Source organism: Sphingobacterium corticibacter, assembly GCF_003076635.1.
Classification (GTDB): Bacteria; Bacteroidota; Bacteroidia; order Sphingobacteriales; family Sphingobacteriaceae; genus Sphingobacterium; species Sphingobacterium corticibacter.
The window spans coordinates 137,321-162,543 of record NZ_QDKG01000001.1 but is presented as its reverse complement, the minus strand read 5'-3'; the positions used below and the strand labels follow the sequence as shown (position 1 = coordinate 162,543).

The 25,223-nt window shown below is 42.2% G+C and carries 17 protein-coding genes; 13 read left to right on the top strand and 4 right to left on the bottom strand.

Translation table 11 applies throughout. From position 1 onward, the window contains the following. Positions 1 to 8 precede the first annotated feature (8 nt). The 5 genes from DC487_RS00655 (at position 9) to DC487_RS00635 (ending at position 12,361) form a co-directional block, all read left to right on the top strand. Positions 9 to 2,402, top strand: coding sequence for an ABC transporter permease (locus tag DC487_RS00655; RefSeq protein ID WP_116774015.1), 2,394 nt, complete (start codon positions 9 to 11; stop codon positions 2,400 to 2,402). Between the two features lie 41 nt (positions 2,403 to 2,443). Next, the gene (locus DC487_RS00650) at positions 2,444 to 4,822 is read left to right on the top strand and encodes an ABC transporter permease (protein ID WP_207774283.1); all 2,379 of its coding nucleotides are present in this window, start codon (positions 2,444 to 2,446) and stop codon (positions 4,820 to 4,822) included. Positions 4,823 to 4,975: 153 nt separating this feature from the next. Beyond that, the gene (locus DC487_RS00645) at positions 4,976 to 7,384 is read left to right on the top strand and encodes an ABC transporter permease (protein WP_116774014.1); all 2,409 of its coding nucleotides are present in this window, start codon (positions 4,976 to 4,978) and stop codon (positions 7,382 to 7,384) included. A 127-nt stretch (positions 7,385 to 7,511) separates the two neighbouring features. Next, positions 7,512 to 9,935 (top strand): ABC transporter permease, encoded by a 2,424-nt coding sequence (locus DC487_RS00640; protein ID WP_116774013.1) that lies wholly within the window; start codon positions 7,512 to 7,514, stop codon positions 9,933 to 9,935. A gap of 23 nt (positions 9,936 to 9,958) precedes the next feature. After that, complete coding sequence (locus tag DC487_RS00635; RefSeq protein WP_116774012.1) at positions 9,959 to 12,361, top strand: ABC transporter permease; 2,403 nt, start codon at positions 9,959 to 9,961, stop codon at positions 12,359 to 12,361. Between the two features lie 57 nt (positions 12,362 to 12,418). Here DC487_RS00635 and bamE read toward each other — a convergent pair whose 3' ends face one another. Then, entirely contained in the window at positions 12,419 to 12,808 is a 390-nt protein-coding gene (gene bamE / locus DC487_RS00630) for an outer membrane protein assembly factor BamE domain-containing protein (protein WP_116774011.1), read from the bottom strand. Positions 12,809 to 13,039: 231 nt separating this feature from the next. Between bamE and DC487_RS00625 the strand changes: the two genes are divergently transcribed. The 3 genes from DC487_RS00625 (at position 13,040) to DC487_RS00615 (ending at position 15,027) form a co-directional block, all read left to right on the top strand. Beyond that, on the top strand, positions 13,040 to 13,243 hold the full coding sequence (locus DC487_RS00625; protein WP_116774010.1) for a hypothetical protein: 204 nt from the start codon (positions 13,040 to 13,042) through the stop codon (positions 13,241 to 13,243). 90 nt (positions 13,244 to 13,333) lie between these two features. After that, entirely contained in the window at positions 13,334 to 13,894 is a 561-nt protein-coding gene (locus tag DC487_RS00620) for a type 1 glutamine amidotransferase domain-containing protein (RefSeq protein ID WP_116774009.1), read from the top strand. 218 nt (positions 13,895 to 14,112) lie between these two features. Continuing rightward, positions 14,113 to 15,027 carry an NAD(P)/FAD-dependent oxidoreductase gene (locus tag DC487_RS00615; RefSeq protein ID WP_116774008.1) on the top strand — a complete coding sequence of 305 codons (915 nt, stop codon included), beginning with the start codon at positions 14,113 to 14,115 and terminating at the stop codon, positions 15,025 to 15,027. 16 nt (positions 15,028 to 15,043) lie between these two features. On the opposite strand, the gene DC487_RS00610 is transcribed toward DC487_RS00615, so the two are convergent. Continuing rightward, positions 15,044 to 15,409 (bottom strand): hypothetical protein, encoded by a 366-nt coding sequence (locus DC487_RS00610; RefSeq protein ID WP_116774007.1) that lies wholly within the window; start codon positions 15,407 to 15,409, stop codon positions 15,044 to 15,046. A gap of 233 nt (positions 15,410 to 15,642) precedes the next feature. Between DC487_RS00610 and DC487_RS00605 the strand changes: the two genes are divergently transcribed. The 3 genes from DC487_RS00605 (at position 15,643) to DC487_RS00595 (ending at position 21,500) form a co-directional block, all read left to right on the top strand. Continuing rightward, the gene (locus DC487_RS00605; protein WP_165798989.1) at positions 15,643 to 18,039 is read left to right on the top strand and encodes an ABC transporter permease; all 2,397 of its coding nucleotides are present in this window, start codon (positions 15,643 to 15,645) and stop codon (positions 18,037 to 18,039) included. A gap of 62 nt (positions 18,040 to 18,101) precedes the next feature. Beyond that, positions 18,102 to 19,073: a DUF4097 family beta strand repeat-containing protein gene (locus DC487_RS00600; protein ID WP_116774005.1), complete on the top strand. Its 972-nt coding sequence runs from the start codon at positions 18,102 to 18,104 to the stop codon at positions 19,071 to 19,073. Between the two features lie 15 nt (positions 19,074 to 19,088). Beyond that, on the top strand, positions 19,089 to 21,500 hold the full coding sequence (locus DC487_RS00595) for an FtsX-like permease family protein (protein ID WP_116774004.1): 2,412 nt from the start codon (positions 19,089 to 19,091) through the stop codon (positions 21,498 to 21,500). A gap of 69 nt (positions 21,501 to 21,569) precedes the next feature. On the opposite strand, the gene DC487_RS17150 is transcribed toward DC487_RS00595, so the two are convergent. Then, positions 21,570 to 21,953: a hypothetical protein gene (locus tag DC487_RS17150; protein ID WP_133228291.1), complete on the bottom strand. Its 384-nt coding sequence runs from the start codon at positions 21,951 to 21,953 to the stop codon at positions 21,570 to 21,572. A 459-nt stretch (positions 21,954 to 22,412) separates the two neighbouring features. Here DC487_RS17150 and DC487_RS00585 point away from each other — a divergent pair, with 459 nt between their 5' ends. Both DC487_RS00585 and DC487_RS00580 read left to right on the top strand, forming a co-directional pair. Continuing rightward, positions 22,413 to 23,366: a glycoside hydrolase family 43 protein gene (locus DC487_RS00585; RefSeq protein WP_116774002.1), complete on the top strand. Its 954-nt coding sequence runs from the start codon at positions 22,413 to 22,415 to the stop codon at positions 23,364 to 23,366. 164 nt (positions 23,367 to 23,530) lie between these two features. Beyond that, positions 23,531 to 24,196 (top strand): ABC transporter ATP-binding protein, encoded by a 666-nt coding sequence (locus DC487_RS00580; RefSeq protein ID WP_116774001.1) that lies wholly within the window; start codon positions 23,531 to 23,533, stop codon positions 24,194 to 24,196. 91 nt (positions 24,197 to 24,287) lie between these two features. Here the strand turns inward: DC487_RS00580 and DC487_RS00575 are convergent, their stop codons facing one another. Then, positions 24,288 to 25,088, bottom strand: a complete 801-nt coding sequence (locus tag DC487_RS00575) for a hypothetical protein (RefSeq protein ID WP_116774000.1) — start codon at positions 25,086 to 25,088, stop codon at positions 24,288 to 24,290. Positions 25,089 to 25,223 lie beyond the last annotated feature (135 nt).

Sequence of the window (25,223 nt, the reverse complement as noted above, 5' to 3'; positions counted from 1 at the left end):
ACCTCAGCATGACCCAAACTTATTTTAAAACCGCCTGGCGAGCCATTCGCAAAAATCAAGGCTTTACCTTTCTCAATATTTTTGGGTTGGCCATGGGGATTACCTGCTTCATGCTGCTGTGTGCATACCTGGTACATGAGTGGAATTACGATCGATTTTATCCGAATATCGATCGTTTGGCTTGGGTTTCCTACGGCTATAAAGGAGATTCGGAGAACGAATACCAATACGTACCAACGACGCCTACCGCTGCCGCACCCACTTTGAAAAATGAATTCGCCGAGGTGGAAGAAGCGATTCGCTTAGCTGAATATTCTGGAGAAGGCGTTGTAAAAACGGCCACGCAAACGGTGGTAGAAACACAGTTAATGCTTGCCGATGAAGGATTTTTTCAGGTATTGAATTATCCTTTTGTTCAAGGTGCGCTTAGTACTGAATTGCTTTCCGAGCCTTACCAAATTGTCATCACGCAGGATCTAGCTAAAAAGTACTTTCGTGATCAGTCTGCTTTAGGACAAACCTTGGTGATCGACAATCAACCTTGGAAAGTTACTGGCGTGGTCGAGAATCCGCCGACCAACACGCGTTTCAACTTTCACGCAGTATTATCTAATAAACATCTAAAGCGATTTCAAGAACAGGTATGGCACTCGGCAAATGATGTCACCTTACTACTCTTGAAAAACGCCGATAGCTTTGATCCTTTACAAAAACAGGTTACGGCATTCATTGACCAAAGATTCAGAACTTCACCGGACAAGGCCGCTTCCGTACAGGTTAATATCGAAAAGCTGTCGGATGTACATTTGTTTTCCAAAGCGGGTCGCGGTAATCTCATGTATATCTACATTTTTGCGGCGCTAGCGGTAGCGATTATTGTATTGGCCAGCGTCAACTTTACCAATCTTATTTTAGCGCGCTCGTCTGAACGCGCGAAAGAAGTCGGTGTCAAAAAGGTATTGGGCGCAGCCCGCTATGCTATTTTCTACCAATTTTTATTGGAATGCGCGTTGATGATCAGCATCGCAACTTTGATCGGCTTGTTTTTTACTTGGCTGTTACTTCCCGCATTTAGTCAATACATCGGCGTCGAGATGCAATTGCAGCTATGGCGCGAACCACTATTTTATCTTGCTCTAATCTTATTTACGGTATTCATGTCACTGCTCGGTGGCGGATGGCCAGCTTGGATGATTTCGTGTTTACGTCCGTTACGAATCCTAAAAGGAAAAGGGGCTACCGCCAAAGAGGGATTCGGTTCGGCAAAAGCATTAGTAGTATTACAGTTTTGTATTTCACTGCTATTTATTACCTGTACCTTATTTGCCACACGCCAACTACAATTTCTACAACAAACCAACACGGGCCTCAATCGCGAACAGGTCATCGTACTGAATGGTAGCGTGTTGAAAGATGCCGATCGTACGGCGTTGAAAAACGATTTGCTTCGGCTTAATGCCGTAAAAGGCGTCACCGCTTCTTACGATTCACCGGTTTCTGTACAAGGTGGTTACACCGCATCTGACATCGAAGGTAAAGGCAATGATGTAGCCATCAGCGTGACCGCAATTCCGGTAGAAAAGGATTTCTTGACTGTTTTCGAGATTCCTATAGTAGCTGGCGAAAACCTAACCGAAGCCGATATATTACGCGCTCGCGATACCAGTACCGCGCAGGAATATAGTTTCATGATCAATAAACTAGCTGCGCAAGCGATGGGCTTTTCACAAGATGAAGCGATTGGCAAGCGCATGAACTTAAATGGTCGCATTGGACGGATCAAGACAGTGGTAGATAATTTCAACTTTGCTTCGCTCAAAGAGGAGGTGCAGCCGATTGTGATCTTTCCAGAGTACGATTACTTTGGCAATATCTTCGTCAAGGTGGATCAACATGCCGATATGGCGGCTACTTTAGGGGCAATCGGTGCTAGTTGGAAACGCATCAAACCAGATATTCCTTTTGAGTCTCATTTCTTGGATGATGATTATGCCGCGCTGTACAAACACGAGCGCCAAACAGCAAAAATCATGGGCCTATTCTCCGGCATCACGATTAGCATTGCCTGTTTGGGGTTGTTCGCATTATCAGCTTACGCAGCGCAACAGCGCATTAAAGAAATCGGCATTCGAAAAGTATTGGGCGCTTCCGTTGCTCGGATCGTGACCTTGTTGACCATTGACTTCGTGACTTTGGTGATCATCGCATTGTGCATCAGCATACCGATCACTTGGTGGATTATGCATCGTTGGTTGGAGGAATTTACGTATCACATCAACATAGAATGGTGGATATTTCTCATTGCTGGTGTGGCTACTATTGCTATCGCATTTCTAACGGTAAGTTTTCAAGCCATTCGCGCAGCACTCGCCAACCCGATCAATAGCCTTCGAGACGAATAATTAGCAGAAATAATAGCTTCAACAACCTATAAAACTGACTTATGATGAATACGGAAAATATCAAAACCGCTTGGCGGAGACTCAAGAACAATAAATTCTATACAGCAGTAAATGTATTGGGTCTTACTGTAAGTTTGGCGACGGCTATACTGATCATCCTCTGGGTGCAGGATGAACGTAGTTTTGATCAGTTTCATCATGATCATGAGCAGATTTATAAGGTTAGTGCGCACATGCAAACCAGTGAATCCACCGCCGTATGGGATGGTGTGCCCGGACCGATAGCGATATTAGCGAAAGATATTCCAGCAGTAGAATCGGCAACGCGAGTGGCTTATAATTGGTCGGCCATCTTGGTGGATAATGCTACCAAAAATCAAACAGAAGGAAAGAAGATCGCTTATGTGGATGATTCTTTCTTCTCCATTTTCCATTTCCCTTTACTTCAAGGATCGGTATCTACCTTTCTTCAGAATAAGCAAAACATTTTATTAACTCCCGAAACTGCCATAGCGGTATTTGGTGATGAAAATGTAGTGGGAAAAACGGTGTATTGGCAAGAAGCACCATTTACAGTGACAGGTCTCATCGATCAAGCGCCTCAAAATTCTAGCATCACTTTCGATGCGATTGTTCCCCTATCTTACTACGCGGCTAAATTCACCGAAGGCGGCGGCAATATGCATTGGAAAACAATTGATGAAGATTTAGGGAACTACGCCTTCAACACCTACCTAAAAATACAAACCAACAGTAGTTCACCCGAGATTGGAACGCAACTTTCTAATGGCTACAAAAAACTACGCAATGGGGAATCTTCGACATTATTCTCCGCAGACCTGATGTCAGATCTCCATCTGATTAGTGCCGATGGCAACAAATCTGCGCTACGCTTAGTGCAAGTCTTCACGATTGTATCGTTACTCCTGCTGGCAATCGGTGCGGTGAATTACATCAATCTTTCTACTGCACGTTCATTAGAACGCGCCAAAGCAGTCGGTATTCGAAAAGTAATCGGAGCCAGTCGAACGCATCTTTTCTTAAGTTTTGCTACAGAAACAATCATCATTTTTGCTATTGCGCTGCTACTCGCTATCGTATCTGTTTGGGCGTTGGTTCCGGGTTACAATGCTATTGCTGGGAAATCGCTGGTCTTTTCATTGAGCAATACGACGGTATGGGTATATCTTGGTGTCGCCATTCTCGTCACCTTGCTTTTAGCAAGTATCTATCCTGCATTACAACTCACCTCTTTCCATGTCTTGAAATCGCTGAAAGGACAATCGACCAAAAACAGCACTTCCGCAATGCTACGTAAAGGTTTGGTGGTGTTTCAGTTTAGCATATCGATCATCTTGATTATTGCTACGCTAGTGATCAAACAGCAACTCAGTTATATCCGCGATAAAAACCTCGGTTATGATAAAGAACAGCTTTTTACGGTTAACTTAGATTGGGATGCCGTACAAAGTTATGATGCCATAAGGGCAGAGTTAGCCAATTCACCCGCTATTGAAAACACAGCCCTCACGGGCATCTACAATATCGCTAACCACGGGGAGGCTACTGGAGATTTGGAATGGCCAGGCAAAGACAAAAATCAATCGATTATCGTAACACAAGCGAGTATTGATAAAAATTTTATTCCCTTATTAAACATAGAAATGCTGGAAGGCAGCAATTTTACGGGACTGCAGAGCGATTCCTCTTCTTTCATAATCAATGAAGCATTAGCACAACAAATCGGATTGAAATCGCCATACGTTGGGCAAAAGCTTACTTTCCATGATATGGAAGGTACAATTCTGGGTGTGGTAAAAGATTTTCACTACAAATCTTTGAAAGAAAAAATCGGCCCGATGATTATGTGGACGCATTGGTATCGTGGTGCGCTTTATGTGAAGGCGAAACCCAATATGGCGCAACAAGCTATAGCGGCAGTAGAAGCGCAATACAAGAAATACCCGACTGAGTTTCCTTTTAAATACAGTTTTCTAGATAGTCAATTTGATGATTTGTACAAATCTGATAATCGGACTGGATTGCTGTTCAACATCTTTTCGGGCATTGCTATTTTCATATCTGTACTAGGTCTATTTGCGCTCACGACCTATGAGGCTCAGATTCGAATTAAAGAAATTGGGATCCGGAAAGTACTCGGTGCAGATGTATTGGGCATTATACATTTGTTGAGCAAAGACTTCATTCTATTGGTGCTGATTGCTATCGTGATTGCTTGTCCGGTTGCTTGGTACCTGATGAACGAATGGCTAAGTAGCTTCTCGTATCGCACATCGATTAACATTTCCTTATTCGTGATTGGCGGAATAATGGCGGTTGCTCTAGCCTATATCACGATTGGACTCCGCGCGATGCAAGCCGCATTAGCTAACCCAGTGAAAAGTTTAAGAGATGAATAGGAGGAAAACAGAAGGAAGAAGTGGGAAGTAAAAATTAAAAAAAATGCAATGGTCTAGATACTAATATCTCAATACTCACTTCTCAATACTAGTATCTAAATACTCAATACTAATATCTCAATACTCAATACTAATATCTCAATACTCAATACTATGATCAAGAACTATATAAAAATCGCTTGGAGAAATCTCCTCAAGAACAAGGGGTACTCATCTATTAACATTCTTGGTCTAGCTATTGGCTTGGCATGTTGTTTACTGGTCGTGTTGTATATTCAAGACGAGCTTTCATTCGACCATTACCACGCAAAAAAAGAACGTATCTATCGTGTCGTGCATGATTGGAAAGAGAAAAATGGCGAAGAAACACACCAAATATGGGGCAATGCTCCTGTTGGTGATGCGCTGCAAGCCGATTTTCCAGAAATAGAAAAAGTCGTACAATTCTCTGGTCAGATCTCCATTTTATTAAAACATGGAGATAAAGCATTTCAAGAAGAAAATGTTTTCTGCATGGACTCCACCGCATTCGACGTATTCAGTTGGCAATTCATTGCTGGTGATCCGAAAACTGCTTTAATAGCACCATATTCTATCGTACTTACGGAAAAGCTCGCGAAGAAATACTTTGGCCATAGTAATCCGATTGGCCAAACCATAGAAGGTGGCGTGACGGGTGGTCGGGCGGCGCCGGGCATTTATACCGTCACCGGTGTCATCGAAGATGTTCCGTCGAATTCGCATTTTACTTTCGACGCTTTACTTTCCATGAGTTCATTTCGTCAGTCTTGGTCAGAAGTATTTGAAGCGTGGGGCTATGTAGATTTCTACACTTATCTGCTCCTACCTGAAAACTACGACATCGGAAAGTTAGAAAAGCAGGTCCCCGATTTCGTTGCACGGCATGACGCTTCTCAGGAAGGGAAATACAGTATTCACTTTGAGCCTATGTTGGGCGCCTATCTAAACTCCAAAGCAGATCGCCAACCCGGACCGGTTGGCAACATGCAGAATATCTACATTTTCGCAGTCATCGGTGTTTTTATTCTGTGTATTGCTTGTGTCAATTTTATGAACCTCGCTACCTCCCGATCTATGGAGCGGGCAAAGGAAGTCGGCGTTCGCAAAGTAGTAGGTGCGAGTAGAAAAGATCTCATCGTTCAATTTATGAGCGAGTCGATATTATTGGTTCTTTGCGCTAGTGTATTAGCCGTGGTATTTGTGCTATGCTTATTCCCTTTTATGGAGATATTCGCAGGCAAGCAGTTCAATATATCCAGTTTATTCAATAGCACGATTTTATTGCTTTTTGTGGGCATTGTGTTGACCACAGCGCTTGTCGCAGCTAGTTATCCAGCCTTTGTGTTGGCAAATTTCAAACCCGTTAAAGTTTTCAAGGGATCTTCTAACTCATCTTCCGCTGGAGGCGTTTGGTTAAGAAAAGGGTTAGTCGTATTCCAATTCTCCTTGTCAATCGCGCTCATCGCTGGCACGTATATCGTCTTTTCGCAATTAGGTCACTTACAGAAAAAGGACCTCGGCTTTGAGAAAACACAGATGTTAGTCGTAGATTTCAATTATGACAATCAAGTTTTACAGAATCTAGAAACTATCAAGCACATTTTTGCCCAGCAGAAAGACGTTCTATCAGTTTCCTCTTCGCGAAGTATTCCAGGATCGTATTTCCCGAATGCAGGCACAGGTATCGAACTGCCAGACGGAGAAATGAAAGTATTAAATCAGGCCATTTTTGAGGTAGACTTGGATTTTATCCCCAACTATGAAATCAAGATGGCTGCCGGCCGGGCCTATTCTAGAGACTTCCCAGTGGATACTATACATTCATTGGTCGTTAATGAAGCCGCAGCAAAACTTTGGGGTTACTCCGATCCAGAACAAATTATTGGCAAACGCTTTGCGCAATGGGGACGTGAAGGACAGGTGATAGGTGTGGTAAAAGATTTCAATTACCTATCGCTACACCAAAAGATAGAACCACTGACGCTACGTTTGGAACCTCGCAGCAGTAAATTCATTACGCTGAAAATTAAAAATGCCGGCAATCCAGAAACGCTTGCGACATTATCTGATATCTGGACTAGCGTAGCACCTCATCGTCCGTTTCTCTATACCTTCTTAGACGACAGTTTCAACCGTCAATATGAGGCCGACTATCGTTTCAGACGATTGTTCTCCGCCTTCTCTGGCTTAGCGTTATTCATTGCTTCTCTCGGATTACTCGGATTAGCTACTTATACAGCTCAGCAACGCACCAAAGAAATCGGTGTACGTAAGGTGCTCGGTGCCTCGACCTTTAATATCGTGCGTTTACTCTCTGTCGATTTCTTGCAGTTGGTGACCATTTCCATTTTCATTGCTGGTCCTTTTGCTTGGTGGGCGATGAACAAGTGGCTCGAAGATTTTGCCTACCGCATTGAGATTCAATGGTGGATGTTTGCTTTCGCTGGTTTGGCCGCCTTAATCATAGCTTTACTCACAGTAAGTGGTCAAGCGATCCGCGCAGCATTAGCCAATCCCGTAAAAAGCTTGAGAAACGAATAGGAGGAAAACAGAAGGACGAAGTGGGAAGTAAAAATTAAAAAAATGGCAATGGTCTAGATACTAATATCTCAATACTAATATCTTAACACTCACATCTCAATACTACCATCTCAAAAACCAAAAAATCATGACAAAACACGACATAAAAAGTACTTTCCGATATCTTTGGCGCAATCGCTTATTTACGGCGCTAAACATCGTCGGTCTATCTATTGGTATTAGCGCCTGCTGGTTGGTATTTAGTATCGTGCATTACGAGTTTTCTTTTGATAAGAAAACACCCGACTTGCAGGATATTTACCAAATAGTCACCGAGATCAAATATGAAGGCGAAGATCATCAGTCCGCAGGAGTAAACCTAGGCTTAGCGCCACTCATGGAAGAGCAAGCGCTGGATGACGCATTGGTAGTTCCCGTATACCAACAATATTTTGAACGTTTTATTGTAGCACAAAATGATGGTGAAAAACCAGTGGTTGTGGAAGAGCAAGACAACGTGATTGGCATCCGAACAAGTTACTTCCAGCTTTTGCCTTACGAATGGATTAGCGGAAACGCGCAAACGGCATTTCAGCATCCAAAAAGTATGGTACTCACCGAAAGCAAAGCCAAAATGCTGTTCCCGAAAGATGATATTAGCTCCATCTTAGGGCGTGTAGTTATGGCAGATACAGCGCAATATGTGGTGTCGGGCGTGGTCAAAAACCTTTCTTTTCCCAGCAGCTTTCAAGCACAGGTTTTCATGCCTGTTCGAGATGCGGAATGGAAACCCGAGTGGAATTCGAGAAATTCTGCACATCTACTGTTCGTAAAAACAAAAAATGCAGCTTCGTTGCAATTTCTATTAGATGCTGGACAAAAACGTCATCAAGAAATAGCTGGCGAGGCTGCTGCAAAATTTGGCTATACCTCCAAATTTGCTTCGATGCCTTTGGTCGAGAAACATTTCAATACGAAATACAATATAGATGGTCTAGTCGCAGAGAAAAAAGTTATTTATGGATTGATTGCCATTGGAGGTTTCTTACTGACTCTAGCATGCATTAATTACATCAACTTGAGTACCGCCCAAGTACCTCAGCGGGCAAAGGAAATTGGCATCCGCAAAACATTAGGTGCTAGGCCACTTTCGCTAACATTCGACTTTTTGTTAGAAACATGCTGTATATGCTTATTATCCTTGTTTTTGTCATGGCCGATCGTAGTACTGTTTCGTAATCTATATCCAGAATTTTTACCTGCCGGAATGGAAGCATACAGTAACCCTTGGATCATTGCGGCATTTCTCTTAATACTCACGCTCGTTATCACGGTGTTTGCTGGATTATATCCTTCTTATTTAATCAACAAATTGCGCGTTATAGAAACCTTGAAAGGAAAGGTAGAAACACGGATTCAAGGCACGAAGTTGACTTTACGTAAAGGATTAATTGTCTTTCAATTCATTATAGCGCAATTCTTTATCGTGGGGGCGCTCATTATGGCCTATCAACTCAATTTCACCCTCACAAAAGATATGGGATTCTCACACGATGCCGTAGTAACTGTACGCATGCCTTATAAATCGTATCAAAACTCGGATGTTGACCCAGCATTATACAAACAGGCGCTGCAAAAATATCCAGAAATAGTAAAAATTGCACAAGGACATGAACCACAGAACCAAAACCATTGGGGAAACATATACGATTTTGCGGCAGATACCGGCCGTGTGCAGTTCAACACCCCATTAAAATACATTGATAAAGACTTTATCGATTTGTATGAAATCGAATTACTAGCCGGACGTAATCTGAAGCAAACCGACACTATACACGATGTATTGATTAATGAGGCAGGCATCAAAGCTTTAGGATTGCAATCGGCCAACGATGCAATAGGTAAATACTTGCTGCAGGGCGAGCATAAAGCATTACCAATTGTAGGTGTATTCAAGGACTTTCATCAAAAATCTTTAAGGACGCAAATCGAACCGCTCATATTAGTTTCCTCCAATAATTCTGGTCAATTGCAGACCTTCCATATCAAACTGCCAACAGACAGCAAGTTATGGCAAAAAACATTTGCCATCATGGAACGAGAATGGAAAACATTTTATCCAGAAGCTCCTTTTGAATACCAATTTGCCGATGAAAAGATTAAAAACCTCTACGAAACAGAGCATCGTACGGCCAAGCTGATTGACTTAGCCACCGCCGTCACCATATTTATCAGTTGCTTAGGCTTATTTGGCTTAGCGACATTGACGGCTTTTCAGCGCACCAAGGAAATTGGTATTCGCAAAGTATTAGGCGCTTCTGTTACTGGCATTGTGGGTTTACTGTCGAAGGATTTTGTAAAAGTTGTATTGATCGCCATCCTTATTGCCTCACCGATTGCTTGGTGGGCGATGAATAAATGGCTCGAAGATTTTGCCTACCGTATTGAAATACAATGGTGGATGTTTGCGATCGCCGGCGCAATGGCAATAGTTACAGCGCTGATTACAGTGAGCTATCAAGCAATTCGAGCTGCAATGGTCAATCCAGTAAATAGCTTGAGAGATGAGTAACTAACCCTATAAATGACGGAAATATGAATGTAAATTATCTGAAGACTGCTTGGCGGAATTTTAAGAAAAATATCTTCTCTTCGGGATTGAATATAGTTGGGCTATCTATTGGTTTTGCCGGTTTTATCTTATCATATCAGTACATCAATCGGGAAACAAGCTATGATACGTGGAATCCAAACATAGATAATATTTATCTCGTTGGCCTGACGTACAATGGAGAATACACCGATCAGACACCGCCTTCCTTTGCGCCAGCGATCATGCAAGAATTTCCAGAGATTGTATTAGCAGGGCGGTCCATCCCGTATATGTATGGATCGTACCCGATATTTGGAAAGGAAACAGCATTGGTCAAAAATGCACTCATGGTAGATTCAGCAGCATCGACTATCTTTCAGATGAAAACCACTGATGGTAAACTATTTACCGAATTAAACAAACTAGAAGGCACCATTGCAAATAGAGAGATTTCGGCATTGCTTTTTGCCAAAGATTCGCTTCCTACGGCGGATGCCCCGATAGAATGGAAGGCGCTGTCGCTTCAGCACAGTTTTTACGAGACTTTTTATGGCGTTACTGAAGAAAGAAAACCATCCGTCCTAGAATACGACATGTTGCTCGTCAAGCCGATTTATGATGAAGTGGAACACGGAAATCCATATACCTTCCAAACTTACATTCAGGTCAAACCAAACACTGATATAGCCGCATTAACCGCCAAGATAAGTCGCTATTACGAACAAAACACGTCTCAGCATCATCTGGTAAAATCATCGGCTTTTGCTAATGGAAGTGTCTATCTAGATCCGTTGAGCAAGCTACATCTGCAACCAAAACATGGCTCCAATATGCCCTACATTACCATCTGGGTACTGGGCGGATTATCGCTTACCATATTGATTCTGTCAGCCATCAATTTCACCAATTTGGTGATCGCACAATCTGAAAATCGCGGTAAAGAGATCGGCATCAAGAAGCTATTTGGTGTACAAAGACGCACCTTGATTCTCCAGTTTATGCTCGAAGTATTCATCCAATGTTTACTAGCTGCTGGTATAGCTTGGTTTGCATTGATCATCTCTAGCAATGCCTTACAGAAGTGGTTTAATGATGATCTATCTGAATATTTATATCATACCAACACACTGCTTCAGTTGGGCATCGCCATTTTACTTACGACAGCTATAGCTGGCATTTATCCGGCCGTCTTCTTATCAGGATTTAAGCCGTTCGAAATGTTGCGCGGTAATATGCAGACGGCGCATACACGTATTGGTTTCCGTACCATACTGCTTACCTTCCAATTTACGATTGCCAGCATTTTTATTTCAGGCATCATTATCATCGATAATCAACTCGATTTTATGCGTTCTTCTGAACGTGGCTTCGAAACCGAACAAGTGATCAGTTTTAAAGGCATGTCACTGGTCTATGAAATAGGCAATGGTTGGAAAAACGATTTTCGAAATCGATTAGTGAATAGTGGCGCTATCACGCACGTAGCAACAACGTCTAATAGTCCGGCCGAAGGACAAACTCCCGTAAAAAAACAATTTAAAAGCTCAAGGAAAACATCCGAAGTCGATTTGGTGGGTGTCGACTTAGATTATTTTGATTTGTTGTCTATTCCGCTCGTTGCTGGTAGAAATAAACTGACCGATGTAGAATTTGAACAAGATACCGTGAACCATTTTGCCGTGATCAATGAAAGTATGGCAAAGGCGATGGAGGTTGACCAACCTTTGGGGCAGACAATAAGCGGTTGCGAAACGGATTTCACGATTATCGGCGTGGTAAAAGATTATAAAGCCTATGGTTTCGAAAGCAAAGTACCGCCAGCCGTATATAGCTTTAAGGATGAATGTGGCACAAGCTCGTATAAGCTAGATGTGTTGATCCGATCAGAGAAAGGCAAAACTAAAGAGGCTCTGGCAGCGATGGATGTAGAATGGAAGAAGAATCCTAATTCCGAACGACTACCGCTTGATTACACCTTTATGGATAGCAACTATGCGAAGCTGCAAGCTAAGGAAGAGCAGTTGAAAAATGTATCGAGTGCATTTGGCACCATCGCCATTGTCATCGCGGCTTTAGGTTTATTTAATCTGGCAGCCTACCACGTAACCTCAAAGCGGAAAGAAGTCAGCATTCGTAAAGTATTGGGAGCAAGCGTACCGCAATTATTCCTTTTATTGAACAAACCATTCTTAAAAGTTTTCATCGTGGCCAATTTGGTAGCCGTACCCATTGGATACTTTTTGCTAAAAAGTTGGTTAGAGAATTTTGCGTATCAGATCAACTTAAGTCCGTGGCCATTTATGTTCTCGGCGGGAAGCCTGATAATCGTGATGTTGATTACCATCAGCATTCAATCCGCAAAAGCCGCATCCACCAATCCAGTAGATAGTTTGAGAGACGAATAGTCGTGCACTAGTTTTCTTGGCGATGTATCGCCAAGAAAACTAGTGCTGTATTGAAAATTACCGCCGACTTCGGTTATGCTGATAATCCTTGGATCGGTCTAAGATTGCTCTACGAAATGCAGCATCGGTTTCCCAGTTTTCTCCTGGTCCCCATTCGAATAATTCGTTATTCACAAAGTATGTCCATATCGGACGCGCCTCCACTTGTTCTGTCAAAGAATTGGTCTCACTTCGCACGTATTCCAGTACTTCAATAAGATCGCCATTTTCCTCCGTGTAGGCAGAGACGACCATGCTTGGCCTTCCTAATATTTCCACCACTTGTTCCCTAGTCATACCCAAGCGCACATCGAACATATTTAAAGCTAACTGTTGCCTATATGTTGCGCAGCCGGATAATAGAAAGATACCTAGCAATACGATAACGCTCAAATATATTTTTTTCATAGATGTGTTGATTAGTTTGTTGTTGGACTGCTAAAGTATGGTAAAGTATTAAGGAAAATCTGTCAAAATTTCTGTAGTCAGTGAAATGGTTGTCTATTATCACTATGGTACATTGTCGTATTGAACCTCATTAAATACGTTAACCGTCTGAGTACAAACCCCCAAATTGAAATTTGGGGGTAACATTTCTCACTGATTCCTGTTCTCTATACAAACAAAAGGAGGAATGTTATGAAGAAATCCTATTTAGCGGCGATAGCAGCATCAGGTATGTTTGGTATCCTATCTTGTGCAGATCCAGCAGCACACCAAGGCGATAATCTGGAGAATACACCCGACGAAGTAAATCCTATGCCGATGACAGATACGAGCGCGAGAGACACTTTATCAGAAGATTCTTTAAATCCGATGATGGAGACTCCGACAAATCCATAATATCTCCTCAATAATATGAGATAAGCATTTCAGCTTATCTACAATGTAAAGGAGTTTCATCAAATAATTACACTATAATACAAATATATCATGGGAAAATTAACAGAGAAAAAGATAGCCATATTGACAGAGGATGGATTTGAGGAAATTGAGTTAACGAGCCCAAAAGAAGCTTTAGAAGAAGCTGGTGCTACAGTGCACATCGTATCACCAAAAAATGATGTAGTACGTGCTAAATCTGGTGATGAGTGGAAAGGTGATTATAAGGTAGATCAACCGCTCGATGGCGCTTCTGCTGATGATTATGATGGATTATTGATTCCAGGCGGTGTCATTAATCCTGATAAACTGCGCGTCAATGAAACAGCATTATCATTTGTAAAAGCATTCTTCGACGCAGGCAAACCAGTGTCTGCTATTTGCCACGGTCCTCAAGTACTCATCGATGCAGAAGTCGTTGAAGGTAGAAAGATCACATCTGTGGGCGCTATTAAGAAAGATCTGATCAATGCAGGTGCGCATTGGGAAGATAGTGAAGTGGTGACCGATCAAGGTTTGGTAACGAGCCGTACACCAGATGACCTTCCAGCATTTAACAAAAAAATTGTGGAAGAATATGCCGAAGGAAAACATAAAGGACAGCATGCGTAATCGCTGCTAGATGTATATATATCATAGTAAGAGGATGGTTCTTGACAGAATCATCCTCTTTTTTATATCTTAAGGTCTGTTGCGAACACATCCCCAGACCTAATTCAATTATACATAAAAACATTATGACAATATGATGTATATTTTAAACGCAATTATATTGCATTTAAAAACTTTTCAAAATACTTTTACAGCTTAGTATAAAAGAATCAGAATCTATGAAACACGAGGAGATATTTGACACGATTATTTTAGGAGGAAGCTATGCGGGCTTATCTGCGGCAATGGCTCTGGGTAGGTCTTTACGTAAAGTTTTGGTGATTGATAATGGCCAACCTTGCAATCGTCAAACACCGCATTCTCACAATTTTTTGACACAAGATGGCAAAACCCCAGCAGAAATCGCAGCGGTGGCTAGAGAACAGGTTGCTCAGTACGATACGGTGCAGTTTCTCTCGGATTCCGTGGTTACAGCTTCGTCCTCGGATGATATTTTTACAGTCACAACGAGCACACAAAATCAGTATCAAGCAAAGAAAATTATCATTGGTACAGGCATCCGTGATATCATGCCCGAAATCCCAGGTTTTGCAGCATGTTGGGGAATATCGGTGATCCACTGCCCATACTGTCACGGTTACGAGTTTCGTGGAAAACGCAATGGGATCTTAGTGCCCGAAGATCCAGCTGCTGCGCTACATCTATCTGGATTAGTGCAAAATCTAAGCGATGATGTTACCCTATTTACCAATGGTAGAAGTCCATTTGACGATGAGCAATTACTGAATTTTAAGAATCGTAGTATCCAGATCAACAGCGACAAAATCACGGAAATCACACATCAAAACGGTAATATCGAGCACTTAGCATTTGATAATGGGAAAACCACGGCACTAGATGCCTTGTATGCGCGTGTGCCTTTCGATCTGCACCACGATATAGCAGAACAACTTGGTTGCTCCAAAACAGAGATGGGACTGTTGCAAGTAGATGCATTTCAGAAAACAACCGTTCCGGGTGTATACGCCTGTGGCGATATTTGCAATCCAATGCGATCGGTCGCTACCGCTGTATATACCGGAAACCTCGCAGGCGCTATGGTGAACATGGCACTCTGCGAAGCCCATTCCTAATTAACTATCTTATACATTATTGTGCATTGCGAGACGCTTCCAAAATAGGAATATTGGCCTCAGTAGGCACATAGATTATTTGGTTGATTCTGCCTGCTTTAAGCGCCTCACCAAATGCACCGATAAATTCCTGTTTACGATACTCGGGGTAGCGCTGTGCTGCCTCGCCCATGATTTTGATGGCTTCTGCTTGCAGGATTGCTGCATCCTTTTCTGCCCTGGCTTGCTCAATCAATATTTGACGTGATTGTGTCGCTTCGGCCAGTCGCGCTCGACCTGCCATCTCCTGTTGCCAAACATTGTAACGTGGCAATCCAAACATTAATCCTAAGATGATTCCAATAGCTACTAATGCAATCAATGATAAGCTGAGTATTTTCATATATTCTTTTAGGTGTTGACTTTAAGATACGCAATTATCGTAAGAGATCAAATAGCTGTTCGAAATTGAACGAATAATTGTCCGTTTCCGAACACTTAACATGCAAACGGAAAAACACAAAAAATTGAAAAACAACAACTTATCCATTAGGCGTCAAATTTGGTATGCCCTTACTGACAAAGCAAAGTACAATAGTACGCTTACCATTTAACATAACGTTGGATACTACTAGCATGACATCGCAGATCAAAACAGCTTGGCGCAATATCATCAACAATAAACTGTTTAGTGTATTGAATATTGTGGGCTTGGCCACCTCTTTCGCAGTGACGATATTACTTCTTTCTTTTGTGCGGAAAGAGACCAGCTTCGATACTTTCCATCGTAATTTTAGCAATATCTACCGTGTTAACACCGAATTCGACGCCGAATACGAAAATCTAAAGACGCCACAATTACCAAACTCCGTGGCGCCTGCTATGTTGGCCGAAGTAAGTGGTGTAGAAAACACCGCACGTTTGGTAAAACACGACTTTGGTACGATTGCATCAATCAGAGTGGGTGATCAGAATTTCCCCGAGTCTGCACTCTATTTGTCCGACTCTAGCCTGTTCCAGATTTTTGATTTCCAATTTATCGAAGGTAGTGCACAGCACGTTTTTGATCAGCCTAACAGTATTGTTATATCAGCTTCTACAAGAGATAAAATCTTTGGAGACCGATTGGTGATCGATGAGATACTGACCATCAACAACCAGGATACGATGCGCGTGGCAGGGGTTTTTCAAGATTTGCCAGAAAACAGCACCTTGGACTGCAACATGATCTACAGCATGATGGATAGTTGGATGGGGAAAAACGTATACTGGTCCAACTCTAGCTATGAAACCTACGCTTTGTTGAATCCTGCAGCAGACCCAAAGCTGGTAGAAAAGCAAACCGATGCCTTATTGGATAAATACATGGCCGACAATCGCTTTCTAAAGCGACTTTTTTTACAGCCGCTCGCTGATGTACATTTATACTCGACAGATTTACATGAAAGCAATAATGCCCGCGCTGGAAATCATGTCACCATTAAGCTAGCAATTCTGCTGGCGGCAATCACACTTCTTATCGCCTGCATTAATTACATGAATTTGGCTACGGCGCGCTCTTCCAAGAATGCAAAAGATGTCGGCGTCGCAAAGGTGTTGGGCGCCACAGGCAAACAAGTCATTTTAAGATTTTATACCGAAGCGGCTTTAGTGACTTTGATAGCCATTGCATTGGGGTATGGAGTCGCCATTCTATTAGCTCCAATTTTCGAACAAATAACGCAAACTACGTGGAGCTATCACTCCTTGTGGAATCAGCAGTTGATAGGTATTACATTTTTACTATGGATTGGTATTACCTTATTAGCTGGTAGCTATCCAGCTTATTACATGAACAAGATTAGCCCACTTATATTGATGAATAAGAGTGCGCTAAAAAACACATTTGCCAATCGTATGCGCCGTATTCTGGTCGTGTGTCAATTCACAGCTTCCATTATTCTATTATCATCCATTATGATTATCGCGCAGCAAATGCGCTATGTACAGCAAAAAGACTTAGGCTACGAACCATCTGGTGTCATGGCTATTTCTATCAATTCGTTGTCTTCCAAAGCACAATTTCAAGCGTTGAATGATGGTTTACGCAACCTCGCGTCCACCACTAGTTCGGTAGCAGCACAAAGCATGATGGGTATGCGCGAAAGTGGCAAGCAGGTTCGAAAATTAGTAACGGACAGCAAAGGTTTGCCTGTATCTACTAATAGCGTGAGTGGGCCAATTGCAGAAACTCTGAAGCTTCAGCTTTTAGCGGGTAATGATTTACCAGAAAACTTGTCTACTACCGACACGACCTGTTATGTTTTAATTAATGAAACGGTGTTGAAATATTTAGGCTACGCCACTCCAGAAGCAGCTATTGGCAAGCCAATCGTCACCGAAATGCGCCCGACCAATTCAGTTATATCTGGTGTGTTGAGCGATTTTCATTATACCTCACTCAAAGAATCCGTTGGCGGCTATTTGTATTACCGTATGAACCGCCCGTCAGAATCACAAGCGCAGTTGTTCATCCGTTTCCAATCCGCACAAGTGAGTACTTATTTGGATCAGGTAGCTGAAGTATTCAAGCAACATGTGCCAGATGGTGCGTTCGTCTACGAATTTACGGATGAGCACGTAGCGCGCATGTACCAAGAAGAAACTCGGACAGCAAATATTACGGGTTTATTTTCTGGCTTAGCGATCCTGATCTCTTGCTTGGGCTTGTTTGGACTGGCAAGTTCTATGGCCGAACAGCGTATCAAAGAAATTGGTATTCGCAAGGTTTTGGGTTCCAGCGTCAACAGCATACTACTCTTATTATCAAAAGATTTCATTAAATTGGTGTGTTTATCAATTGTCATCGCCACACCTATTGCATGGTGGGCGATGCACAGTTGGTTAGCCGATTTTTCATATCGAATTGAATTAGAGTGGTGGGTATTCGGCGTAGCCGGCCTCATCGCTTTACTCATAGCATTATTAACCATTAGCGGGCAAGCACTTCGTGCTGCGCTGGCGAACCCAATACAAAGCTTACGCAATGAGTAGCAAAATGTTGCATATTATTATCACGAATCAACCATATTTTATTCACAAAAACACCACCAATTATGCGTTACATTATTTTAACTACATTGTTTCTGGCCTGTATTTTCGGTCTGCAAGCGCAACAGAAAAAAATATCTTACACCACCAAAACTTTTAAGGCATCTACTGTCAAATCCCTTAATGCCAATACAATCGGAGGCTCTATCAACGTAGAAGGTACCAGTGGCGATGCCAGTGTAGAAATTGTATTAGCTCCAAATGGAAAGCTAAAATATTCCCGAATCGAAGAACTTAAAGACATATTTGAAAAAGAATACGATCTAAACTTAACTGTAAAAGATGGCACTCTTCTCGTGAAAGTGAAACGGAAATCTGGCTTTAGTGCTAACCATCCTTTGTCGGTGTCTTACGTAATCCATGTACCTACTAAAATTTCTTCTCAAGTGAGAACATCTGGCGGAAGTATTTCTATTAGTAATCTTATCGGCAACCAAACCTTCGCTACATCAGGTGGCAGTCTGACGGTTAATAATCTAGATGGCAATATAGATGGTAAAACTTCTGGGGGTAGCATCACGGCAAAATCTTCTAAAGGTAATATTCAAATCTCTACCTCTGGCGGATCGATCACCATGGAACAATTGAATGGCACGATCGTAGCAAAAACTTCTGGCGGATCCATCACCGCGAAACGAGTAGTTGGCAAGTTGAATGCAGCCACTTCTGGCGGATCAATCAATCTCGACGGTATTGAAGGAGATGTCCAAGCAGCAACATCGGGCGGTAGCGTGAATGCAACGATCGCAAAAATCACGAATCCATTGAATTTGAGTACCAGCGGCGGTAGCATTAACTTAAAAATACCAAAAGGTGGATACAACCTTGATTTGAGCGGAACCAAGGTCAATGTCGATAACTTGGATAATTTCTCTGGAAGCACTAAAAGAGATCGAGTAACGGGTAATGTAGGTGGTGGCGGCCATGCAATCACCGCAAAAACTTCTGCTGGCACCGTGAACCTAAGCTGGTTATAAAAAAAGAATACCAACATGCAAAATTACCTCAAAACAGCCTGGCGAAACATTAAACGCCAAAAAAGTTTTACTGCGATCCATGTCTTAGGCATGGGCGTGGCCATTGGCGTGGCGACCTTATTGTTTCTCACGGCTATGTTTGAGTTGTCTTTCGACGATCAGCACGAAGATCGGGATCACATTGGCTTACTTTATTTTCAGTCCAATCCAGTGAACGGACTCACCCACGCCAGCGCCATGCCAACTCCACTTGCGCCAACCTTGAAAGCAGAAATAGAAGGTTTGGAAGGTGTATCTCGTTATTACAATGGTACACTTCTTTTCCGCAATGGCGATAAGCAGATCAGTTCTGACGCAAAATTTGTGGATCCCGACTTTCTATCCATCTTCGATTTTAGGTTAGAAGAAGGATCGAACAATGCGCTGAAAGATTTAGATCATATTGCCATGACGAAAAAAATGGCGACATCACTTTTTGGTGCAAGTCATGTCGTCGGTCAATCCGTTGAGGTATACCTCAACGGATCTTGGACCTCGAAGATCATCTCTGCTATTCTTGAAGATCTTCCAAAGAATTCTAGCCTAGAGTTTACATCATTAATTCGCTTTGAGCACAAGCCCAACTATCAGGGCAATGTAGATCAATGGAATCATAATGATCATATCATATTTGTAAAAACGATCTTACCCATAAGTGAAAAAACCGCTTTCAATACTAAAACTCGACAGGTAATCGCTAATCATTTCAGACCGCAAACCGAGGAACTGAAAAGAGATGGCGCCACCGCCGATGCCAATGGCGATTATATCACATTACGCACCCTTCCTTTTTCGGATTATCATCTGAACGAATTAGGCTTGGGTGATGCAGGGTCGACTACCTTTCCTTGGATGCTGATCGGCATTGCCGGGTTGATGGTATTTATTGCCTGTTCGAATTTTATCAATCTCTCGTTAGCCAATTCCATAACGCGTAAACGCGAAGTCGGTACGCGCAAAACCTTGGGCAGTACCAACAGACAATTGATCGCGCAATTCTGGACAGAATCGCTGTTAATTACTTGCTCGGCCCTAATTTTTGGCTTAGCACTAGCTTGGTTGTTGCTGCCGCAATACAATGCAAACATGGGTTATAATCTCAAAATTGGAGAACTATTTAGCCCCATCAACCTCTCATTGTTCACAGTAACGTTTCTTCTAATTACATTGATCGCTGGCGGTTATCCTGCTTGGCAAAATGCACAGTCGAATGTCATTGAAGCATTGAAAGGCACTACCTCGGGCAATACAAAACATCGCCTACGCAACACATTAACTGTTGTACAATTTGCGATCGCCACCTTTATGATCATCGGCACGATCGTAATCAGCACACAACTCACCTATCTTTCTAATCGTTCGCTGGGTTACAATAAGACAGAAGTAATTAGCATACCAATTGGCAGTGGTATCGACCATCAACAAGCATTAGAAAGAATGCGAGCCGACTTAGCGAAACTGCCATTCGTGACGCATGTGAGCGGCACCGATATCAATATGGGGCGTGGTAGAGATGGCAGCACCTCCAATTCGAAAATTGGATTTGATCACGAAGGTCGTGGAATTAGCACGCATTTTCTGCGCGTGGATTACGATTATTTGGATGCATTAGATATTGAACTGCTAGCCGGACGCGATTTCTCTCGTGGATACGGCACCGACACAAGCGCCATTATCATCAACGAACAAATGGCGATAGCACTCGGTGGTACTGATGCCATTCTGGGAAAGAAAATTGATATGGGCATGACGCCGACTGTAATTGGTGTAGTCAAAGATTTTAATTTTAAAGATCTCAGACAAGAAGTCGAGCCATTAACCATGCACATCAATCCAAACATCGGTTTTGATATAGAATACATATTTGTGCGTGTTCAAACCGACAATCTGGCCACAGCCTTAAAGCAAGTGGAAGATGTATGGAAAAACATCAATCCAAAAGCGGCTAGCGAGGCATCCTATCTGGATGAAAACACCGAAAATATGTACAAAAAGGATCGACGATTTGCGCATATTATCGTCGGTGGTGCGGTCATCGCTATTGTCATATCTTGTATGGGATTATTTGCGATAGCACTTTTAAGCATCAATCAGCGAGTCAAAGAAATCGGCATCCGCAAAGTGCTTGGCTCTAGCGTATCCGATCTTGTTTTGCTCTTATCCAAAGATTTCGTCTTACTCGTTTTATTAGCCTTAGTGATCGCTTCGCCGTTAGCGTGGTGGGGCATGCAACGCTGGTTGGATGGTTTTGCGTATCGTATAGACATCTCGTGGTGGATCTTTGTATTAGCAGGGGTCATCGCACTAAGCATTGCCCTCCTAACAGTAAGCGGACAAGCGATTCGTGCAGGTTTGCGCAACCCTGTCAATAGTTTACGTAACGACTAAATCTAAAATGCTTTGATGAATCCAACTCGTAGCCTGCGGGATGATTAGAAGGTTGTTGCCATACCCTTTTTACACATTGTCTTCACTACGCATACTTTTTAGCAATAAGAAATGTGATAAAAATACAGTAGGTACGATTAGAGAAGGCAGTAAGACATAAGGAAAATAGAGCAAAGCTGTGTTCGGTTGTTCAAAGGCAAATTGCTGAATGGGTATGGGTGATGATAAGATCGCGATGATGACCACGGAGGCTAAGGACAATATGCCGACTACCGACCAAATCTTTAATATTCCGGTGATTTTAGAAAACCTTATAAAGAATAATAATACAGCTAATACTAAAGCCGACAATCCTATTAGTATATCAAAATTCCATCCTTTGTAGGTCATCAAGATGGGGATGCTTCCTGATAAGTAGAGTTGAAAAAGAACAAATTCTACTGGAATTCTCACGATATGGATCGTTAATAAAACACATTTATTAACCGGCTTTAATTTCAATCTCTTATAAACAAATAAGCCAATCCTTATGGTAATTAGTACGACAATGGCTAATAAGAGTGGAAAATTGGCAAATAAAGACCTACTTGCCAGAAATGAGACAATGCTTGCCCATACGAATAATATAGCTCCATCTTTTATCGATTGGGTTGCGTGGGTAAATAGCAGGACAGTGAGAAGGCTAAGCAATAAAAATATAAGATCCATAATCTTGTTTTAGGTACTTAAATGTAAATATTTGATCCTCATCAATACTTGTCTTAGGACAATAATTTTTGATCAATCATTATCCTAAGCAGATGCTATCCCAATTGTTACTATCACCGCAGTGCGATCCCGCAACCAATCCAAAAAAAAGCATTATATTAGAAGGTAATTACCTATATGATATAAACGCTAAATCGAAAAAGCATGAACAAATTTACTTCCCTCGTGGCTACTGCTGTGCTAAGTTGCAGCTCATTTGCGCTAGCACAACAAAATCCCGTTTTCCCAGGAAATTATGCCGATCCGGAAGGGATTGTATATAACAATACGTATTGGATCTTCCCAACTTACTCCGCACCCTATGAGGAACAAATATTCTTTGATGCTTTTTCTTCTAAAGATTTAGTGAAATGGGAAAAACACGAGCGTATATTAGATAATAAAGAAGTAAAATGGGCGAATAAAGCCATTTGGGCGCCTGCTGTCCTAGAAAAAGATGGTAAATATTACATCTTCTTTGGTGCCAATGACGTGCACCCGGGCGAAGTTGGTGGTATCGGCGTAGCCGTTGCCGACAAACCGGAAGGACCTTACAAAGACCTAATTGGCAAGCCATTGATTCAAGAAAATGTCAATGGAGCACAGCCGATTGATCAATTCGTGTTTAAAGATAAAGACGGTACCTACTACATGTACTACGGCGGTTGGAAACACTGTAACATGGTGAAGTTAAAACCAGATTTCACTGGAATATTGCCTTTCGAGGATGGCACGTTTTACAAAGAAGTTACGCCCGAAAATTACGTAGAAGGGCCATTTATGTTTATTAAAGATGGCAAGTATTATTTCATGTGGTCTGAAGGTGGCTGGACAGGACCAGATTACAAAGTAGCTTATGCGATTGCGGATTCGCCATTTGGCCCATTCAAACGAGTAAACACGATCTTGGAGCAAGATCCCGAAATTGCCACTGGTGCAGGCCACCACTCGGTGATTAAAGTACCTAACGAAGAAAAGTACTTTATCGTATATCACCGTCGCCCGTTAGGAAAGACTAGTGCGCACGACCGCGTAACCTGTATTGAAGAATTGCATTTCGACGAGCAAGGCCTGATCAAGCCCGTGAAGATGACCTTCGAAGGCGTCAGTCATCCATGAAATAAAGCTCAACTAGTGCACGTTGAGCTGTTCGGAACTGAACAACAAACTGTTCAGTTCCGAACATTAACCTAGACAAAACCACAACATAACAACTGAATAACAGCAAGTTATCACTCTGGCATAACCTTAGACAGAGGTTCTAACATAAAGCCATTGCATACATGATCGAATTAAAGCATATTTTCAAGTGGTATAACGTTGGGGGCACGAAGACATTTGTGCTCAAAGACATTAACCTACGCATCGAACAGGGAGAATTTATCTCCATTATGGGACCATCGGGATCTGGAAAATCAACGCTCCTACATATATTAGGAAACTTGGATACACCCGATGAAGGCACGTATCATTTTTTGGAAGAAGATGTATATGCACTGAAAAGCCGTAAAAGAGCAGAGCTGTTTCAGTCGCGTGTTGGCTTTGTTTTCCAATCCTATCATCTCATTGATGAACTTACGGTATACGAAAACATCGAAACGCCCTTGATCTATAAAAACATTTCCGGTTCGGAGCGAAGAGCCATTGTGGGAGACATGTTGGATCGCTTTGGTATTGTCGGTAAGAAAGACTTGTTTCCGAATCAACTATCGGGTGGCCAACAGCAGATTGTAGGCATCGCACGCGCTTTGGCGGGATCTCCTAACCTGATTTTGGCAGATGAACCAACGGGGAATCTCAATTCTCAGCAAGGTGAAGATGTCATGAAGCTATTTAAGCAATTGAATGAAGAAGGTGTAACGATCGTTCAGGTTACTCACTCAGAAAAGAATGCTGAATACGGCAACCGCATCATCAATTTATTAGACGGACAGCTCAAGAAAGATTAGCACCGTCTTTATTTTACTGGTAATTAGCACAAAAAAGCGCTATGAAGACTGATCTTCATAGCGCTTTTATCACTTGTATCAGTTAATATGACTAAAAACCAGCGATCTTTAAATTACTAATGAATGCCTTGGCATTGTTTCGGTACGTCTCGGTAGACAGATAGAAATGCTTCGGCGCATTCACATCTATAATCGCAGCATCCAACACTTTTTGCTGATCGATATAAACCTGCAAACGTTCACCATCAACCGACATGGATACATGCATCACTGCATTGGCATAATTACTCAAAGGGAAAGGCAATCGGCTACTATGAGTCCCCGCATTTGTGGAAATATTATCGTAATAATATTGCAGCGCTTGGTAAATGCTCACTTCTTTGGAGACACCATAAATAAACTTCTGTGTATTGTTGTTCTTCGAAAAGCCAAATTCTATTTTGCGCAAATCTTTCGCCTCGCTTGCACGCGTGAGAAGATCAAACTCCAAAGTAAATTTAGACGGAAGCTGTAATAAAGTATCTAATTGATATGAAGCCTGCGGAGCGAGATTTAGCCATTTGCCGGCTGCGCCACTAATCTCTACCACGGAACCGGTACTATTGGTTTGCCAATATCTCGGCATACTTCCAACAGCCTCATTTCTTAAATCGTCTGAAAAGATCAACTGTGTTCCTCCCAGAAAGGGTTCGCTAGTAGTTAAGATATCGATAGCACCCGAAGTATTTACCGACCCCGAACTAGTCTCGGATTTAGGCTGCTTTTTGTCTAACACGTTATCAACCGTTTTCTCGGCTTTATCTTCCAACTTTCGCTGGATCTTCTTTAAAACCTGCGCTTGTGAGGTGTACGAAAAACCAATAAGGGCTGCTAGGAAAAGTATCTTTTTCATCTTTATGGGTATCTATATTTTAAGGTCAAGCGAGAGTAGTCTTCGGCTAACTATTTACACCTCCAAGATAAAATTTCTAAACAGAAATACCTTGCATTATCGTCTACTGGAAAACCAGTATTTTTTACCTGATTT

Excerpts from the sequence above, each read along its gene's own strand:
- DC487_RS00655 (WP_116774015.1), top strand. The coding sequence starts at position 9 with ATGACCCAAACTTATTTTAAAACCGCCTGGCGAGCCATTCGCAAAAAT.
- DC487_RS00650 (WP_207774283.1), top strand. The coding sequence starts at position 2,444 with ATGATGAATACGGAAAATATCAAAACCGCTTGGCGGAGACTCAAGAAC.
- DC487_RS00645 (WP_116774014.1), top strand. The coding sequence starts at position 4,976 with ATGATCAAGAACTATATAAAAATCGCTTGGAGAAATCTCCTCAAGAAC.
- DC487_RS00640 (WP_116774013.1), top strand. The coding sequence starts at position 7,512 with ATGACAAAACACGACATAAAAAGTACTTTCCGATATCTTTGGCGCAAT.
- DC487_RS00635 (WP_116774012.1), top strand. The coding sequence starts at position 9,959 with ATGAATGTAAATTATCTGAAGACTGCTTGGCGGAATTTTAAGAAAAAT.
- bamE (WP_116774011.1), bottom strand. The coding sequence starts at position 12,808 with ATGAAAAAAATATATTTGAGCGTTATCGTATTGCTAGGTATCTTTCTA.
- DC487_RS00625 (WP_116774010.1), top strand. The coding sequence starts at position 13,040 with ATGAAGAAATCCTATTTAGCGGCGATAGCAGCATCAGGTATGTTTGGT.
- DC487_RS00620 (WP_116774009.1), top strand. The coding sequence starts at position 13,334 with ATGGGAAAATTAACAGAGAAAAAGATAGCCATATTGACAGAGGATGGA.
- DC487_RS00615 (WP_116774008.1), top strand. The coding sequence starts at position 14,113 with ATGAAACACGAGGAGATATTTGACACGATTATTTTAGGAGGAAGCTAT.
- DC487_RS00610 (WP_116774007.1), bottom strand. The coding sequence starts at position 15,409 with ATGAAAATACTCAGCTTATCATTGATTGCATTAGTAGCTATTGGAATC.
- DC487_RS00605 (WP_165798989.1), top strand. The coding sequence starts at position 15,643 with ATGACATCGCAGATCAAAACAGCTTGGCGCAATATCATCAACAATAAA.
- DC487_RS00600 (WP_116774005.1), top strand. The coding sequence starts at position 18,102 with ATGCGTTACATTATTTTAACTACATTGTTTCTGGCCTGTATTTTCGGT.
- DC487_RS00595 (WP_116774004.1), top strand. The coding sequence starts at position 19,089 with ATGCAAAATTACCTCAAAACAGCCTGGCGAAACATTAAACGCCAAAAA.
- DC487_RS00585 (WP_116774002.1), top strand. The coding sequence starts at position 22,413 with ATGAACAAATTTACTTCCCTCGTGGCTACTGCTGTGCTAAGTTGCAGC.
- DC487_RS00580 (WP_116774001.1), top strand. The coding sequence starts at position 23,531 with ATGATCGAATTAAAGCATATTTTCAAGTGGTATAACGTTGGGGGCACG.
- DC487_RS00575 (WP_116774000.1), bottom strand. The coding sequence starts at position 25,088 with ATGAAAAAGATACTTTTCCTAGCAGCCCTTATTGGTTTTTCGTACACC.